The sequence below is a fragment of the Acetobacteraceae bacterium genome, from assembly GCA_004843345.1.
GTDB lineage: Bacteria > Pseudomonadota > Alphaproteobacteria > Acetobacterales > Acetobacteraceae.
On the sequence record CP039460.1, the window covers coordinates 553,674 to 568,680 of the forward strand.

The following is a 15,007-nucleotide window of genomic DNA, read 5'->3' on the forward strand; positions in this document are numbered from 1 at the left end:
CTGAGACTCTAGACTAAAGCCGTAGGGAATAAGTCTGGCAAAAGCCTGAGAAACATCTTAACCTGATTTGCAGGCCTTATGCCAATCTCTAAATCTTAATTTGAATAATTAACTCGAGCGTGAATTTTAAAAAGGAAAAACTAATGGTAACACCCTACGATCCAAATAATATTTTTGCAAAAATCATCAAAGGTGCGATCCCTGCGAAAATTATTGCCCGAAATGAATATGCCATTGCCTTTTACAATATTCAGCCACAGGCAAAATTTCATGCGTTGGTCATTCCAACAGGGCCTTACCGTAATTTCTCAGACTTTAATGTGAATGCCTCTCCAAAAGAGCATCATGCCTTTTGGAATCTTACGCAAGAAGTCGCCAGCCTTTTAGAAGAACACTATCTCGAAGAAACAAAAGATAAAAATTTGGCAGGCTTCCGGCTCATTACCAACAAAGGTCCTGCTTCGGGACAGGAGGTTGAACATTTCCATGTTCATATCCTCGGTGGTGAAAAACTCGCCTCCCTTAATACCAAAGCCTAACAGAAACAGCACCTTTTTAAGCGCTGATTTTCAAAAGAGGATTCTGTCAGAATTTTTCACTTTATCGCCTTCTTTTGAAAAAAATTGAAACAAAAAGAGAGAAAAAAGACAAAAAATACTGTTTTTTTGTTTTTTCGCTTGCCATTAGGGCGAGAATTGCTCTAAGAGTGGTCTCACCCAACAGGCTCTTGTCTCGTTCGTCTAGAGGCCTAGGACACCGCCCTTTCACGGCGGCAACACGGGTTCGAATCCCGTACGAGACGCCATCCTTTTTGTAAGGAATATCCTGTTTATTCCACTCTATTTAATGCAAATATAAGTGGTCATAAAGGCTCTTGTCTCGTTCGTCTAGAGGCCTAGGACACCGCCCTTTCACGGCGGCAACACGGGTTCGAATCCCGTACGAGACGCCATTTATATTTAGATTTGTTAAATAATCTCTCTTTAAACAAGACTTACACTTCTTTACTCTTGAAAAGAAATTTGAATTGAAATTTAAGGGGAATAGCATGACAGATTTGGCTATTTTTAAGCAAAAAGTTGTTTTTATCACAGGGGCAGGCTCAGGGATTGGTCCAGCCACAGCGCTTGCCTTTGCAGAATTAGGGGCGCAAACCGTTTTGGTTGGCCGAAAAAAAGCGCCTCTTGAAGAAACCGCTCAAAACATCACACAGGCTGGACATCTCGCACCCCTCATTATTGAAAATTGTGATGTCTCTCAAGAAGACAATCTCAAATCTGCCCTTTCTCAAACTTTCGAAAAATTTGGACGTTTAGACATTGCCTTTAACAATGCCGGCATGGCGGATTCCGCTTTAGGCCCTTTAGCAGACATCAATTCTGACGCTTATCAACGCATGATGCAGGTCAATGTCGATGGCGTCTTTTTTGCGATGAAGCATGAAATTCCCCTCATGCGTCAAACGATTGAAAAATTCAAAACAGAAGCAGGCGCCGGCGGACAATGCCGTATCCTTAACACGGCCTCTATTGCGGGACTGATTGGCTTTGCAAATGCAGCCGCTTTGGACTATGCCAATGACAAAATTGCTATCAATGCCATTGCACCAGGCCCCGTAGAGACACCTCTCGTTCATGAATTTACGCAAACAGAAGCCAATGACACCGCCTTTAAACAGCAAATTCCAATGAAACGCTACGGCACATCTGAAGAAATTGCAGAGCTTGTCATCGGCTTATGTTCCCCTCAAATGAAATTCATCACAGGCACAGTGATTACTATTGATGGCGGCATTACCGCAGGACACTAACCACTATTGTCAATAAAATTGCCTTTTAAAAAAGACACTAGTGCGCAAATGGAAAAGTGATAAACTGCAAAAATTATTTCTATTTTGAGGTTAATTTTGATGCGAAATATTAACAATTCAACGTTATCTATAAATCTCTTAGAAATAGAAAACTTTGACCATGAAAATACTAAAACGCTAGACCTTTCAACACTTAACTTTATTTTTGGCTCAAATGGCTCTGGCAAAACGAGTATTTCAAGAAAAATCAAAGAACAAACCGAAGCGGATTACACGGATTACAACATACATGTTTTTAATATTGATTTTATAAAAAGAGAAATCCGTTGCACCTCCGAAGAAGAACTAACACCCGTTATTTCTTTTAAAGAAGAAATTATCGAAGATCAGGACAGACTAAAAAGGAAAAAAGAAGAATTTAACGAGCTAAGCCAAACAATTACAGAATTGAACGCTGATGTAACAAATCTGGAAAGTAAGCAAAAAACAGTAAAAAAAGTATCATAGAGCAGATATGGAATACTACTTCTAACGAAAGAAATACCTTTAAAGATGCTCTACCTAAATCTTATGGTTCAAGTGGCAATAAGGCTAAAGTTTTTGAAGAAATACAAGAGACATCACCTAACTCAAATGATATAATTTTTGATCTTCTGAAGGAATAATATAAGGCTTTATGGAACAAGGATTCCATCACCGTCTCTTTACCAAAAATAGATATTTTTTCTACTCCTATCCTCAGTGAAGACGATTTGGAAATGCTAAAAAAAACTATCACCGCTGTTTCCAAAAGTGACTTAGCCCAAGCTTTCAAAAAATTAGACAACATAGACTGGGTAAAACATGGGCTTGAACTATATTTACAAAAAGACAAACAACATTGCCCTTTCTGCCAGCAACAAATTACAAAACAATATTCGTGAAATATTTGATGAAACTTATGAAAATCAACTTAAATCACTTCAGCAATTAAAAGAACGTTTCTCTAATACGACAAAAAAATTTGAAGTATATCTTTCAAACTATGACCTAAGAGAATATGAAAATGCAGGCTGTCAAGAAATTGCACTCAAAACAATTTTTCAAAGATTTTCTCTTCAAAAAGAAAATCTCCTTGTCTCATTAACGAATATTTCTTCCCAAATAGATAAAAAAATAAATTCTCCATCTCTCACTCCTGAAATATCTATCCCTCCCCTAGAAGGGATCAAAAATGATATTCAAGAAATAAGGAATATTCTTGAACGACACAATTCGCTAATCGAAAACCGAAAGTCAGAGCAAGAAAATTTCAAAACAAAACTAAAATCCTATCTCCGAAGAAAAACAAATTCTGATATTAAACAATGGGAAAAAGAAGACTCAGAAATTTGTAAAAATATAAAAGAAATTAGGCTTAAAAGCCAAAAGGACTGTGAAAATAAAAATTTAGTTCAAGCAAAAATTTCTGAGATAGAAGATAATTTAACATCCTCTAAACCAAGTATCAACGCCATTAACAGCATCTTAAGAAGCTCTGGTTTTTATAATTTTGAGCTTGTTCCGGATGACGAATCAAGAACACATACACCATATTGGAAAATATAAACTACGACGTCCCAATGGTAAATTCGTAGAAGTAGAAGATGATCTTAACGAAGGTGAGCGTAATTTTTTAGCGTTTCTTTATTTTATTGAAAGCATAAAAAACCAAAAACAACATAATACAGAAAAAAGTATAATTATCATTGACGATCCTATTTCATCGATGGACAGTGCAGTTCTTTTTTTTGTTACCGTCTTAATTAAAAAAAATATCTTTGAGCCATTAAAAAACGATTCTAATGGCCAGAATATTATTACTATTCTGACACAGAATCTCCAATTTTACTTAGAAATCACAGATACGAATTTCCTTAAATGTATTCCACCAAAAGAGATAAGATATATTCGCCTTAGAAAGACAGAAAAAGGAACTGCCCTTTTGCCTCCATTATTGAATAAAAAAGAAACAGAGGAAATAAACCCTATAAAAAACAATTATCAGGCTCTCTGGTGCATTATTGCAGAAGCCCAAAAAAATAAGGACAGCTCTGACCCAGTTATTTGTATTAGTGTCCGAAATGCAATGCGACGTATCCTTGAAACATTCCTACAATTTAAAAATGATTTCTCCAAAGGATCAGAATTTAACGATTTACCTGAAGATAAACAACACTGCATAAACGTTCTTTATCGTAGCCTCAACACAGGATCACATTCTATTGAAGACCCTCTTGCTATCGATCCTAATGAACCACTTAACATATGGCTAAACGCATTTGAGTTAATTTTTGAAAAAAGCGGTGCATCACTGCATTATAAAAAAATGCTCGAAAAAAGTGGATTTTCTTCGTCTTGATAAAAAATAAGCAAGCAAACAGAAGAAAACCTATTTTGATCTAATTTTTTACGCCATGGCGTCCAGCAGGCCTTTGGCCAAGTGATGGCCTTTCATCGCTGCTTTTTTTAAATATTTACTCGCTGTTGCGAGATTTCGGGAAACACCTTCACCGTTATAATACATCACGCCGAGATTATAATTCGCGTCCACGTCCCCCATCATCACGGCTTTTTCAAAATATTTTCGGGCAATATCTAAATTTTTCCCAATGCCATGCCCTTGATAGAAAATCACGCCAAGATTGAAACAAGCCTCTGAACTGCCATGTTTTTCAGCCTGTTGAAGCCACCTGAAGGCTTCCTGATAATCTTTAGAAACCCCTATGCCTTCAAAATAGCGTAATCCCAATGCGCAGGCAGCTTGTGGATTATGTGCCTGTGCAGCCTGTTTTAAACTAATGAGATTATTTTGTTTCTGCTGTTGAGCATTTGTTCCAAAATAATCCACGCCCGTTTCCTTGCGGATACGACACCAAGGACAAGAATGGCTGGCTTCTGGATAATAATGCTGAGGGTTGGAACGGCATTGTTTCAATGTCCTCTGCATTTCTCCCAAAGCTTCCACCCATTGGAGCGCCGTCGGACGTTGAAAAGGCAATAAGGTTTTTTTACGGAAATAGCCTCCCTTGCGTGCGCCAAAAGCCTGCTCAAAATATCTTCTTATTTCAATAGGAAAATCTTTCAAAAGCACCGAAGCTTTTGGCGGGTGATTTGTAACAGAATGCTGCAAGGAATAGGAAAATTGATAATCTCTAATTTGGTGGCCAAGCTCTTTATTCGGATCATCAGGGTCTGTTCCTGCAAAAGGATGCCTCCCCATGCCCAAAAGGTAAAAAATCAAAATCGCCAGCGCAAAACAGTCATGGTTTTCTGTGCGAAGCGTTTTGGTTAAAGAGTGCCCTTGAAGCTCGGGCGCTGTGTATTCCTCAACCCCAACTTGGCAATTATAAATTTTGCGCCCATCATTGATTTGAAAAGAATCCGTATCAATAAGAACCGCTAATCCCTCTTTGGAAATTAAAATACCAGAATGGTTAATATCCCCAATCACACAGCCTGCACGGTGGACATTGGCAATCGCACGAATAATATTTTGCGTTGTGTGAACTAGAAAGCGGTAATCCTGTTGCGGAAACTTTAAACGCCTGCTCTTAGGACTGTAAAGCTCATGTACTGGGAAATAGCCCAGAACTTTCTGCATCGAAAAACCGCAAAAATCGCCCTTACTATCCGTGATGATCGCTTGTGGAAAAGCAACCATCTTTCCTGCCTTTTCCGCCAAACGCTGCTGAATCATAAAACGGATTTTAGAAGCTCGTGATTCAGCCTTATCCTTTTTATAAATTTTTACGGCAACTTTAGGATCATTTTTAATTTCATAAACGTCCCCCTCGCCACCACTGCCAAGCTTTGCGCCGAGTTCAATTGGACGTCCATTAAGGTAATAAGCAGAAACCGTCATTTATCGTTGCTTTACCTTCGCCAGAATCAACGTTTTATCATCATCTGTGCGGGCGCACACTTTTTCACTTTCCAACAAAGCCCCCAGCATTTGCGATAATCCTCTGTCACAACCCGCTTTTTTCTTCTTGCTGGCAAGTCCCATCGGCCCTGCCAGCGTTTTAAAAAAAGGCTGATGCGCTGTATTATTAGATAAATTCAAAGCCAAAGCTTCAATCCCATCGCTAAAAACGCAAACCCCTTTAATCTTTTTCTCCGAGGTGGAAATACGGATTGCAGGGACATCATCGGTTAAGAAATAAGTTGTGGAAGCATATTCCCCATGATGTGGCGCAGAAAAGCATTCCCATTCCTGTGACTCATCACAGGTCACAATCGCCCCGTCCCCAATATGGGCGCTGATTTGCTGTTTTCCATTGCTTAGAAATAAAACTAAAGTGCAGGCATAATCTTTTAAAATTAATTCATTTCCTGCTTTTAAAGCGGCTTTTTGAATCGCTTCTCTGGCCTCTAATACCCATTCCCGCAAGAGGCTTTCTGTTGGCAAAAAAGACGATTTTTTAAAATAACGCCGAATTTTATTTTTCAAAAAAAAGCAGGCAATTTTAGCGCCCTCTCCGCCGTGAGAGGTACTGCCTGCACCATCGCTCACGATTGCAGCAAAATAAAAACTTTTATATCTGGAAAACAAGGGCGGTGAAATTGGAAAAGCAACAGCGGCATCTTGGCACGCTGTCTTATTTTTAAGATGGCTCGTGCCAATTTTAGAGGCAATCATCCAATACCAAGGCTTCATGCTCAAAACCCCTTTTAAATTTCAGCCCATCCTGAAGGCGAAGGCAATGCGACCGTTTCCCCGGGACGGGATCGTGAGACAGAGCTGAGAGAACTGGAAAGCCAGCTAAACAGCTCATTAAACTTCACGCCTTGAAGCTTTAAAGGCGCACGGACAGAGAGCTCGGTCAAAATATCCATATCGGCATCCTTGACCCCAATCGCAAAAAACGCAAATTCCTTAGTCATCTCGCCTTTTTTAATCAGCTCCATCGCCCGTGTGACATCATCATTTGGACCGCCATCGGTAATCATAAAAATCCAAGGGCGGTAATATTTCACCCCATTCGCCTGATATTGAGACTTGCGGTTTCGAAGCAAATCAATCGCCGTTTCAATGGCTTCGCCCATCGGCGTTAAGCCTGTGGCCTTAAAATCATACGGATGGAACTCATCCACAGTTGAAAATTCCTGCGCAACTTTAACATCACCGCCAAAAGTAATAATCGAAATCTCCACACGCTTGGCCGCCAAAGAATCTTTTTCAAGTTCTGACTTAAAAAGGCGGACGCCCTCGTTGAGATCATCAATTGGACCTCTTGAACCAAACATACCCGCAGACATAGATCCAGAAATATCTAAAAGGAGAATGCAAGGACATCTATTTTCAGGATTTTCAGCGAACTCAATGGCTGAAAAATCCGAAAAAGGAACTTGTTCAAAATTACTCAAAATAACATCCCCTTGAATCATATCATCTATTCATTTTCATCTGCCTCACTCTAAATCTATACAGGAGGCAGGACAAGCTTTTCTAAGTCTTCTCGGATATTTTTCTTGCGAAAAAATATCAAAAAAAGAGCCTGATTCTCTCTCTTTGGAAGAAAGTCATCAGGCTCTAAAAACATCTATCAAAAGACCGAACGATTACGCTTTAACTTGAGAAGCTTTGTATTCAAATGCTTTAAATTTCTCTTCTAACTGCCACTGAACAGAGGCTTTCTCATTTTTATCCAAGAAATTCTTACATCTGCGGGAGAGAACGGCTTTTTGCACAGAAGATTTGCACGACTTGACGGGTTCACCATTTTTCGCCCAAAGGGAATTGCCAGAAAGGAACGCATGTTCCAGCCCTGCACGGCTTAAGGCTTTCAAATCGCCATAATTTTGATTTTGATCCGTTACAGCACGCATATACTCCTGCGTCAAATTGCCACGGGAAACCCCTTCATCATCTGTTGAAAGGGCAACCGGCACTCGAGAACGCTCATAAAGCGCCAAAGGATGTGCCTTGCCTTTAATGCCAAGAATTTCATCATTGGAAGTAAGATTAATCTCAACCAAAATCCCTTTATCAGACATTTCTTTAAGGAGTTGCTGGCTATTTTCCTCACCTGCAATATCCACGCCATGCCCAATACGAGTTGCGCCTGCGACTTCAACAGCCTTTCTGATATGATCTTTCAATGCCGTTTCTGGCACGAGATCATGATTAAGCTCCCCAGCATGTAAAGACAAATGCACAGAAGGATAGGCCTTATTAAAGAAAGCAAACATTTGCATATGCTGATCGTAATCCTGCACAGCAACCTTATTATCTTCAGGCTCAGCGAAATCAACACCTACCACACGGCGATCCTGCGCCGAAAGCGCATAACCTAAAGAAAGTTCAGCAAAAACTTCTGATGGCGTATACGTTCTAAGCGCCTGATACAAATAGCGGACCTTGACACTGCAAGCTGGCTGAGGGTTTACTCCCTTGCATCCTAACAGATCATCACTGCGTTTTTCAGCATCGTTAATTTCACGCTCGGCCTGTGCAACCAATTTGGGCAATTCAGGAGAAAGCGCCTGACGCCAATCCTCTAAGCGTGCATCATCTGTTTTATCCGATGCTGGCAATTTCTTACCTGCGGCAATGGCTTCAACAACGGTCGGCGCAACCATAAATTCAGCATATTGCACATGATCTGCTACTGCTCTGGCTCTCGCTTCTGCCAACATATCCCCCATTCTTGCAGGCTTTAACCCATCAAAACGATGAAAAGCGGCAAAGAAATGATCATGTCCTGTTTCTCCACCGGGATGATAGACAAAATTACGCATCGACATCACATCGATCATTTTCTCTGTTTTCTCTTTATTCTTTAAGAGTTTTTTAGCTAGAATCTGATCTTTTTGGGGCGGAACAGCACAAGCTTCCGGCAAGATTTCACTTTTACTTTCAGAAATGCAGTTGCCATCTTCAGAAGCCCAGCGCAAAAAATTCTCAGCATAAATTGCACCTGTAAGATGATTATGAAGGTCTGCGCCTTTAGGAAAGCTTTTTAAAAAAGCTTCCAAATCTTTTGGATTATTTTTAACACTCTCCAAAATTGTATTTAAGGATTCATCATCTGATAGCGATGTATTTTGCGCCTTTGCAAAGGCGAAGGAAGAAGAAAAGCCTGACACCAAAACAGCGCCTGTCAGTAACGCACGAAAGGAAAATTTAGGATTTTTTAAATGAGGCATCTCAGAACTACCCTTCTCTTTATATTTTAAAATTTTAATTATCTTGGAGACCTCCTATAATATAAAACACCCCAAGCGCAAAATAGGATTTTCAAAAAAAAAGCCTTACATCCGCCCTTTAAATTCACTTACAATTTTGTAGGCAGAAGTTGGCGGAGAGACTTTTCTCGCTTTTTTTCCGCCGAAAAACCTCCCAAAAAGGCGGCGAAAAACTTTAAACAGAGTAAAAAGAACCGTTCCTCCCAAAAGAAATTCAAAAAGCTGAACCATCCATGAAATCCCCTCTGTTTTTGACGAAGATGCAACAGGCTCTAAAGAAGATTGCTTCAAGGCCAAAGATTTCTTTTCTTTTGAAACTTTTGTCGGCTGTGGCGGGAGCGAAACACTGAAACTCGGCCTTAAAACAATCATAGGCTTTTTCTGATCTTGTAAAAGCTCTAAGTGAATCCGTGCTTCCTGATTTCCTTCTGCTGCTGCCTGCTGAAAAAGAGAGGTCGCTTTTTCCTTATTCTGTGGAACGCCATTACCTGCCTCATACAACAAGCCCAAAGCATTTTCTGCCAAAGCGCTGCCATGATTCGAGGCTTTCTGAAAATATTGCGCTGCAAGAGAGTCATTTTGAGGCACACCGTCCCCTTTTAAAAAAGCAACCCCGAGCGCATAAGACGCTGAAACATCGCCCTGATCTGCTTTTTGAACCAGTCCATCAAGCTCCTCTGGCACAATTGCAAAAGCCATCGTACCCGTTAAGAGGCCAAAACATCCCGCAAGCACGGTTAAAAAGCGTGTTGTTTTTTCTAAAATCACATTCATACTAATTAGAGTATCGTATCCATCTTCACCGAAACGGTGTTTGGAACTCTTCAAAAACACTTTGAAGAAGCTACCACTTTCTTTATTCTTTAAATTACTCAAGAAAACAACGCTCAAAAAAGATTTTATCAACGAAGCGCCTTTCCTTGCTAAAATACCACGCCTTCCTTACCTTTCCTCGCTTTCAAGACCCCCCTAACGTCATGCTTCGAAAAATCCTTAACCATATTCCGTTTCTTCGCCAGCTTCTTCTGCCCACACAGGTCAATACGCCAAGCTCTTTTAAAACGTTTAAAACGACAAAAAGTAATTCAGGTGGCACGCGGGATTCCTTTGGCACTTTTTACGGCAAAAATGGGGATTATTTTGGCCATAGAGCGCTAAACGGCATGTTTACAGATAAAAAAGGCGACTATATTGGCAAGATCAATTCAGATGGCACTTTCCACGACCGCTTTGGTTCTTTCGCAGGGCGTATTACCCGCCACGGCCATCTCTTTGGAAGTGACGGAAATTTTTTAGGACGTCTCTCAAAATCTGGTGCTGTCAGTGGTAAAAAAGGACAATATCTTGGACAAGTTCCTCCAGGGAATGAAGCCGCTGCTTTTAAACTCGTCTTTGAACAGGATCAAAAATGACGCTTCCTTTATTAGCTATCACCGCTTGGAGCGGTACGGGTAAAACCACGCTGCTCAAACAGCTTATTCCACTTTTAATTCAAAAAAACATTCCCGTTGGCCTGATTAAACATACCCATCACAAAATGGATATTGATACAAAAGGAAAAGACAGCTACGAACTCCGTAAAGCAGGAGCTCATCAAACCATTGTCGCCAGCTCAAAACGCTGGGCGCTTATGACAGAAATGCCAGAAGAAACAGAGCCCGATTTACAAGATCTTGCCTCAAAAATGGATCCAAGGACGCTCAAACTCATTCTTGTTGAGGGCTTTAAAAGAGAACCTATTCCAAAAATCCAGCTTTTTCGGAAGGCAGCTGGTCATGCGCTGGAAGATTTTACGATTGATCCCCATACGATTGCCGTTGCCTCAGACGTCCCTTTAGAAAATCTCCAAGTTCAACAGCTTAACTTAAACAACCCTGCTGAAATTGCTGATTTTATTGAAAACTGGCTTGCGCACCAAGCATCTTAAAAGACGCTCGTAGAAAACAGCAATCATCGCTTCTGGCCTTTGTTTGATCAAATTCGTGATCTGTAAATAGGCTTATGTCATTCTTTTAATTTTTTGATTAAAAATAACCCTAAAATTCTTAATAAAAAGCGACAACGGCCATTTGCGGGGTTAGATTTGCATTCGTGTTTCGCCCAACAACGGGAACAGAAACCTGTGCAACAACACCCCAATGAGGGGTAAAAGCATATTCAACGCCAGGCACGACTGTAAATTGGTCGCTCCATTCCCCCCGTCTTTTTGACCACATTCCTTGTGCATCATAACCTTTAACTGTGGTTGGCGCTGCCCAGTTGCCCATTAAATCAAGTGCAAGACCAAATTTTTTGGTAAGACCATATTCAAAACCTTCCCCAACACTTCCAAATTCTGTTGGACTTGCCCAGCCATTAAATCCAACATCTGTGCCGTAAGTGGACATACCATGAATTCTGGCATCTCCTGTCGCCTGATTGGCACTTGCCCAAATCGAACTGACGAGAGAATGGCCAAAAACAGGAATAGAATACATCATGGTAACTCCAAAAGTGAAATACCATGTGCCAGAACCTGTGCTATCATTTGGATTGGATAAACGGTCAACTTTCCCCGTTGGGGCTTGTGCGCCAAGCGTTAAGGTCAGAGAAGGCGAGTAAGTCGAGCTGGTTCTATATTTAATCCCAAACGGCAAATCAGCCATCTGTGGACTGCTCATCCCCGCACCACCGTTCCAATTCAAATCATAAGTCGGCTCTGCAAACACTTCAAACTGATCCGTAATCGAATAAGCCAGCCACCAAAGGTTATTATAATTATTCGCACCATTTGCGCCCTTTGACGTATCATGATGACCGTTTGAATTAAATTTTCCCCAAGGGGTCGATCCAAAAAACATTGGCTCAACGCACCAGCGCCCCTTTCCATTCATTGCAGGAAAGGATTCATTCAATGTCCCTTGATTCCAAAATTCGGGGACTGGCTGAGTAAAAAACTTTCCAACCTCTCCTAAAACACCCCATTTATCGAGTTTTTTCCATATTTTAGCCTCGACAATCTTATCTCCTTTTTTCCCATTTTGGATGCCGAAACGGTCTGGCCCTGTGGCTGTGTTTCCTCTTTCTGCCCATTCCTTTAAATCATTTTGCCGATTAAGCGCATCCTGCTGCGCTTTAAGCTGATCCAGCGTTGGAACAGTTGGAGACTCTTCTGGTGAGAAAGGAATTAAAGGCTGCTGTTCAATGACAATATTTCCAGTAGAAGCTGTGCCCTCTAAACGTTTTTCAGCACCCACGTCACGAGACACGCCTTCTTCTGCCCTCGCAAAAGTTGCGACAAGCTGAGTGCCTAAAAATGCTCCGAGTGCTGAACCATACAGCGCCAATCTTCTAAAATTTAATCTCATATCCCTAATAGGACAGAACTATTTTTATAACTTCTCGAATATGCTTTTCGTTTAAGAGAAAACTTCTAAAAATAATGCCATTCTATTCCCAAAATCTGCCCCTCAATTCAGGACAATAAACCGCAAACGCTACGCTCCTTCTGCGTGACCATGTTGATGTCGCCCATGGCGGCGGCGCGGTTTTCGGACGTGCAACAGCTTCTGCTTTTCAATCTTTTTCAAATTGGTTCGGTTCAAAAGGCCGGACATAAGCTTCCACAGTTCGAAATTTGGAATAAAACTTTGCAAAGGGACTTTACAAAGTCTGATAATCAGTTGCCTAATCTTGTACAAAAATGAGCCTCTGTAAAGAAAAGAGTTACAGATGCCCCCTTAACTGTTGCTTTTTTATAACATCCAAACAAGATGCTCTAGCCAATCAGGCAAGAAATAAACAGAAAGGATTAAGACGATTAAAAGAAAATATTTTAACAACTTATCCGAAAAGGATGGGACTGGCTCTTCGATGTTCGGCTTTGAAGATTCTTCAGACATAGACTTCCCTCGAATCATTAAATCTGTTCTTTCAAGCGTGATAATAGCGCTCTTTTTGCTTCCATTCAAAACAACGGCGCAAGAGGCGAACGTTTTAGACAAAAATCTTGAACAGCCGGCCTCCTCCACTCCAATAGAAAATTCTTCCTCTAAAAAATCCTCCCTCAAAAGCCACTTTAAAGGCATTAGCCCTGAAGAAGAAGCCGAAGCTATGGCTTACGATTCAAATAATCCAAAAGAATGGGGAAAAAATGCCCCTTACGGTTTTCAAAACGAAAAAGGAAATATCGTTGACTTAGATAATAATGCCATGGGAAGGCTATATCCTCCTGCGCCAGCGGATCCTCCGCCCAAAGATGACATGGATTACAGCCATCTTTTTTGCCCAAGCCTCGGCCGTTATGCCAGATGGACAAAAAAGATTGATAAAGGACATGATGCCAATGGCAATCTGCTGATTATCCACCAGCTTGATTGTCCTGAATTTCGACATCTTCCCTTTCTCGATCATGATGGTGCTGGGATTTCAGGGGAAATGGCCTATCGGAGAAATTGTGAGAAATTTTCGAGGAAAGTCGGCAAAATGACCTTTGAAGAACAACAAAAAAACCATATTTTTGATCACATTCCACAAGGCTGTGGCGGTTAAAGAGAAAAAAATTGCGATGCCTTCGTGAGAGGCGTATTTATAAAAATATCAGAGTTTTAAAAACGATCCCCCGAAAAGGAGCAAATTGTGACATCAGAAGATCCGCAAAAAGCAAAAAGAGACGTTGCCAAAAAGATTTATCAAGATGCACAAGAACATGTTGCCCGTGCAGAGGCCATTATTGAAAAGGCTGTTATTGATCTCAAGCGCCTCAAAGAAGACCCTCTTGATAGCAAAGAGGCTGGAAGTGAAGAATTACGTCAAGCGATAGCCCGTGACACAGAAATTCTTATCGGCTTAATGGAAGCTGGCCGTGAGGGCTATCGCCAACGCAAATCTCAGGCAGAATTTAATTACCGTAAAGCAGGCGGTGTTATCGCACCGGACGGCACGTTGCCCTAATTTCCTTTTCAAAATAAGCGCTAAAAAAATAGCCCCTAATTTTTTAGGGGCTATTTTAACATCTGGTGCTTCATTAAAGTAAAGAAGCACCTTCTTTCGCATTCTTAAAAGAAGTATTAGCAGCGCCCTTTTCTTTCCAATGCGCAATTTCTGTTAAACGCTCTTTCATCACATGATCTAAAGTTTCATAAGCATCTGAACCTAAAAGCAAATGAGAAGACATTTTCCCTGAAACAGCTTTTAAAATCACATCTGCTGCCTTATCAGGATCACCTTGTGCATTTTCCACCATTTTTTCAAAAAACTCATGCCAATATTTCAACATCTCATCATAGGCTGGCAAAGATTTTTGTGCTTCCATTAGCACGCCTGAAACGGCAAATTCTGTTTTAAACGCTCCAGGCTCAACCAGCATAACTTCAATGTTAAACTGGGAAACTTCTTGGCGAAGGGCATCTGTCCAGCCCTCAAGGGCATATTTTGTCGCAGAATACGGCGCACAAGCTGGAAAAGAAACCATACCGGCAATACTTGTGAAATTGATAATCTTACCAGATTTCTGCTGACGCATCGCAGGAAGTACTAATTTAATTAGCTCCACGGGCGCTATGAAATTCAGTGCCATCAGCGCATCCATTTCCTCTTGAGAAAACGCCTCTGCCTCCCCAACACATCCTCGCCCTGCAACATTGGCCAGCATATCAATTTTTGAAAAATGCTCTAAACTTGCTTTAACCAAGGCCTCGCGCTGCGACTGCACTGTAATATCAGCTGGAAAAACAAAAACACGATCCGGTGCGATTTTTGCTATTTCTTCCAAGGCTTCTTTTTTTCGAGCCGTCACGACAATATTGTCGCCTTCTGCCAAGATTTTTTGGGCTAGGGATTTCCCAAAACCCGAAGAAGCGCCTGTGATAAGCCAATTTCTTTTCTGAGACATCTCTTTTTCTTTCTCTCTATATATGGAGAAAATCCTCCAATAGAAAAAGAATGTCAGAGATCTTTTTTCTATATAATCCTCTTAATTCTAACAAACCTTATTAGAAAAGCTAATAA

Annotated in this window: 17 protein-coding genes and 2 tRNA genes; 12 read left to right on the plus strand and 7 right to left on the minus strand. The window is 40.8% G+C overall.

Annotated features, from left to right (window positions below; genetic code table 11):
• The first annotated feature begins 143 nt into the window (after window positions 1-143).
• From FAI40_02735 to FAI40_02770, 8 genes are all read left to right on the plus strand, one after another.
• Window positions 144-539, plus strand: coding sequence for an HIT domain-containing protein (locus FAI40_02735; GenBank protein ID QCE34340.1), 396 nt, complete (start codon window positions 144-146; stop codon window positions 537-539).
• Window positions 540-729: 190 nt separating this feature from the next.
• Window positions 730-805: transfer RNA gene (locus tag FAI40_02740), tRNA-Glu, on the plus strand.
• 71 nt (window positions 806-876) lie between these two features.
• A tRNA-Glu gene (locus tag FAI40_02745) sits at window positions 877-952 on the plus strand.
• A gap of 96 nt (window positions 953-1,048) precedes the next feature.
• Window positions 1,049-1,810 carry an SDR family oxidoreductase gene (locus FAI40_02750; protein QCE34341.1) on the plus strand — a complete coding sequence of 254 codons (762 nt, stop codon included), beginning with the start codon at window positions 1,049-1,051 and terminating at the stop codon, window positions 1,808-1,810.
• Window positions 1,811-1,909: 99 nt separating this feature from the next.
• Window positions 1,910-2,317, plus strand: a complete 408-nt coding sequence (locus FAI40_02755) for a hypothetical protein (protein QCE34342.1) — start codon at window positions 1,910-1,912, stop codon at window positions 2,315-2,317.
• A 251-nt stretch (window positions 2,318-2,568) separates the two neighbouring features.
• Window positions 2,569-2,733 carry a hypothetical protein gene (locus FAI40_02760; GenBank protein ID QCE34343.1) on the plus strand — a complete coding sequence of 55 codons (165 nt, stop codon included), beginning with the start codon at window positions 2,569-2,571 and terminating at the stop codon, window positions 2,731-2,733.
• A complete protein-coding gene (locus FAI40_02765; GenBank protein QCE34344.1) occupies window positions 2,654-3,397 on the plus strand; it encodes a hypothetical protein in 744 nt (247 codons plus the stop codon). Before FAI40_02760 ends, FAI40_02765 begins: the two co-directional genes overlap by 80 nt.
• Entirely contained in the window at window positions 3,357-4,190 is an 834-nt protein-coding gene (locus FAI40_02770; protein ID QCE34345.1) for a hypothetical protein, read from the plus strand. The genes FAI40_02765 and FAI40_02770 overlap by 41 nt, the downstream gene beginning before the upstream one ends.
• Before the next feature lie 48 nt (window positions 4,191-4,238).
• On the opposite strand, the gene FAI40_02775 is transcribed toward FAI40_02770, so the two are convergent.
• The 5 genes from FAI40_02775 to FAI40_02795 all read right to left on the minus strand — a co-directional run bounded on the left by FAI40_02775 (window position 4,239) and on the right by FAI40_02795 (window position 9,847).
• Window positions 4,239-5,693, minus strand: coding sequence for a hypothetical protein (locus tag FAI40_02775; protein QCE34346.1), 1,455 nt, complete (start codon window positions 5,691-5,693; stop codon window positions 4,239-4,241).
• Window positions 5,694-6,488: a protein phosphatase 2C domain-containing protein gene (locus FAI40_02780; protein QCE34347.1), complete on the minus strand. Its 795-nt coding sequence runs from the start codon at window positions 6,486-6,488 to the stop codon at window positions 5,694-5,696.
• 14 nt (window positions 6,489-6,502) lie between these two features.
• Window positions 6,503-7,219: a VWA domain-containing protein gene (locus FAI40_02785; GenBank protein QCE34348.1), complete on the minus strand. Its 717-nt coding sequence runs from the start codon at window positions 7,217-7,219 to the stop codon at window positions 6,503-6,505.
• A gap of 174 nt (window positions 7,220-7,393) precedes the next feature.
• Window positions 7,394-8,980, minus strand: coding sequence for an adenosine deaminase (locus FAI40_02790; protein ID QCE34349.1), 1,587 nt, complete (start codon window positions 8,978-8,980; stop codon window positions 7,394-7,396).
• Between the two features lie 105 nt (window positions 8,981-9,085).
• A complete protein-coding gene (locus tag FAI40_02795; protein QCE34350.1) occupies window positions 9,086-9,847 on the minus strand; it encodes a sel1 repeat family protein in 762 nt (253 codons plus the stop codon).
• Between the two features lie 149 nt (window positions 9,848-9,996).
• Between FAI40_02795 and FAI40_02800 the strand changes: the two genes are divergently transcribed.
• Together FAI40_02800 and mobB are read left to right on the plus strand one after the other, a co-directional pair.
• A complete protein-coding gene (locus FAI40_02800) occupies window positions 9,997-10,431 on the plus strand; it encodes a hypothetical protein (GenBank protein ID QCE34351.1) in 435 nt (144 codons plus the stop codon).
• Complete coding sequence (mobB, locus tag FAI40_02805) at window positions 10,428-10,946, plus strand: molybdopterin-guanine dinucleotide biosynthesis protein B (protein ID QCE34352.1); 519 nt, start codon at window positions 10,428-10,430, stop codon at window positions 10,944-10,946. The genes FAI40_02800 and mobB overlap by 4 nt, the downstream gene beginning before the upstream one ends.
• A 118-nt stretch (window positions 10,947-11,064) precedes the next feature.
• Here mobB and FAI40_02810 read toward each other — a convergent pair whose 3' ends face one another.
• On the minus strand, window positions 11,065-12,366 hold the full coding sequence (locus FAI40_02810; protein QCE34353.1) for a hypothetical protein: 1,302 nt from the start codon (window positions 12,364-12,366) through the stop codon (window positions 11,065-11,067).
• Between the two features lie 589 nt (window positions 12,367-12,955).
• Here FAI40_02810 and FAI40_02815 point away from each other — a divergent pair.
• Window positions 12,956-13,549: a hypothetical protein gene (locus FAI40_02815; protein ID QCE34354.1), complete on the plus strand. Its 594-nt coding sequence runs from the start codon at window positions 12,956-12,958 to the stop codon at window positions 13,547-13,549.
• An 87-nt stretch (window positions 13,550-13,636) separates the two neighbouring features.
• Window positions 13,637-13,951, plus strand: coding sequence for a hypothetical protein (locus FAI40_02820; protein QCE34355.1), 315 nt, complete (start codon window positions 13,637-13,639; stop codon window positions 13,949-13,951).
• Window positions 13,952-14,024: 73 nt separating this feature from the next.
• Here FAI40_02820 and FAI40_02825 read toward each other — a convergent pair whose 3' ends face one another.
• On the minus strand, window positions 14,025-14,891 hold the full coding sequence (locus tag FAI40_02825) for an SDR family oxidoreductase (protein ID QCE34356.1): 867 nt from the start codon (window positions 14,889-14,891) through the stop codon (window positions 14,025-14,027).
• Window positions 14,892-15,007 lie beyond the last annotated feature (116 nt).

Bases quoted from the DNA above. Each gene is read 5' to 3' on its own strand.
- FAI40_02810 (QCE34353.1), bottom strand. From the start codon at position 12,366: ATGAGATTAAATTTTAGAAGATTGGCGCTGTATGGTTCAGCACTCGGA.
- FAI40_02800 (QCE34351.1), top strand. From the start codon at position 9,997: ATGCTTCGAAAAATCCTTAACCATATTCCGTTTCTTCGCCAGCTTCTT.
- mobB (QCE34352.1), top strand. From the start codon at position 10,428: ATGACGCTTCCTTTATTAGCTATCACCGCTTGGAGCGGTACGGGTAAA.
- FAI40_02755 (QCE34342.1), top strand. From the start codon at position 1,910: ATGCGAAATATTAACAATTCAACGTTATCTATAAATCTCTTAGAAATA.
- FAI40_02780 (QCE34347.1), bottom strand. From the start codon at position 6,488: ATGAAGCCTTGGTATTGGATGATTGCCTCTAAAATTGGCACGAGCCAT.
- FAI40_02760 (QCE34343.1), top strand. From the start codon at position 2,569: ATGCTAAAAAAAACTATCACCGCTGTTTCCAAAAGTGACTTAGCCCAA.
- FAI40_02770 (QCE34345.1), top strand. From the start codon at position 3,357: ATGACGAATCAAGAACACATACACCATATTGGAAAATATAAACTACGA.
- FAI40_02785 (QCE34348.1), bottom strand. From the start codon at position 7,219: ATGATTCAAGGGGATGTTATTTTGAGTAATTTTGAACAAGTTCCTTTT.
- FAI40_02750 (QCE34341.1), top strand. From the start codon at position 1,049: ATGACAGATTTGGCTATTTTTAAGCAAAAAGTTGTTTTTATCACAGGG.
- FAI40_02765 (QCE34344.1), top strand. From the start codon at position 2,654: ATGGGCTTGAACTATATTTACAAAAAGACAAACAACATTGCCCTTTCT.
- FAI40_02790 (QCE34349.1), bottom strand. From the start codon at position 8,980: ATGCCTCATTTAAAAAATCCTAAATTTTCCTTTCGTGCGTTACTGACA.
- FAI40_02735 (QCE34340.1), top strand. From the start codon at position 144: ATGGTAACACCCTACGATCCAAATAATATTTTTGCAAAAATCATCAAA.
- FAI40_02825 (QCE34356.1), bottom strand. From the start codon at position 14,891: ATGTCTCAGAAAAGAAATTGGCTTATCACAGGCGCTTCTTCGGGTTTT.
- FAI40_02775 (QCE34346.1), bottom strand. From the start codon at position 5,693: ATGACGGTTTCTGCTTATTACCTTAATGGACGTCCAATTGAACTCGGC.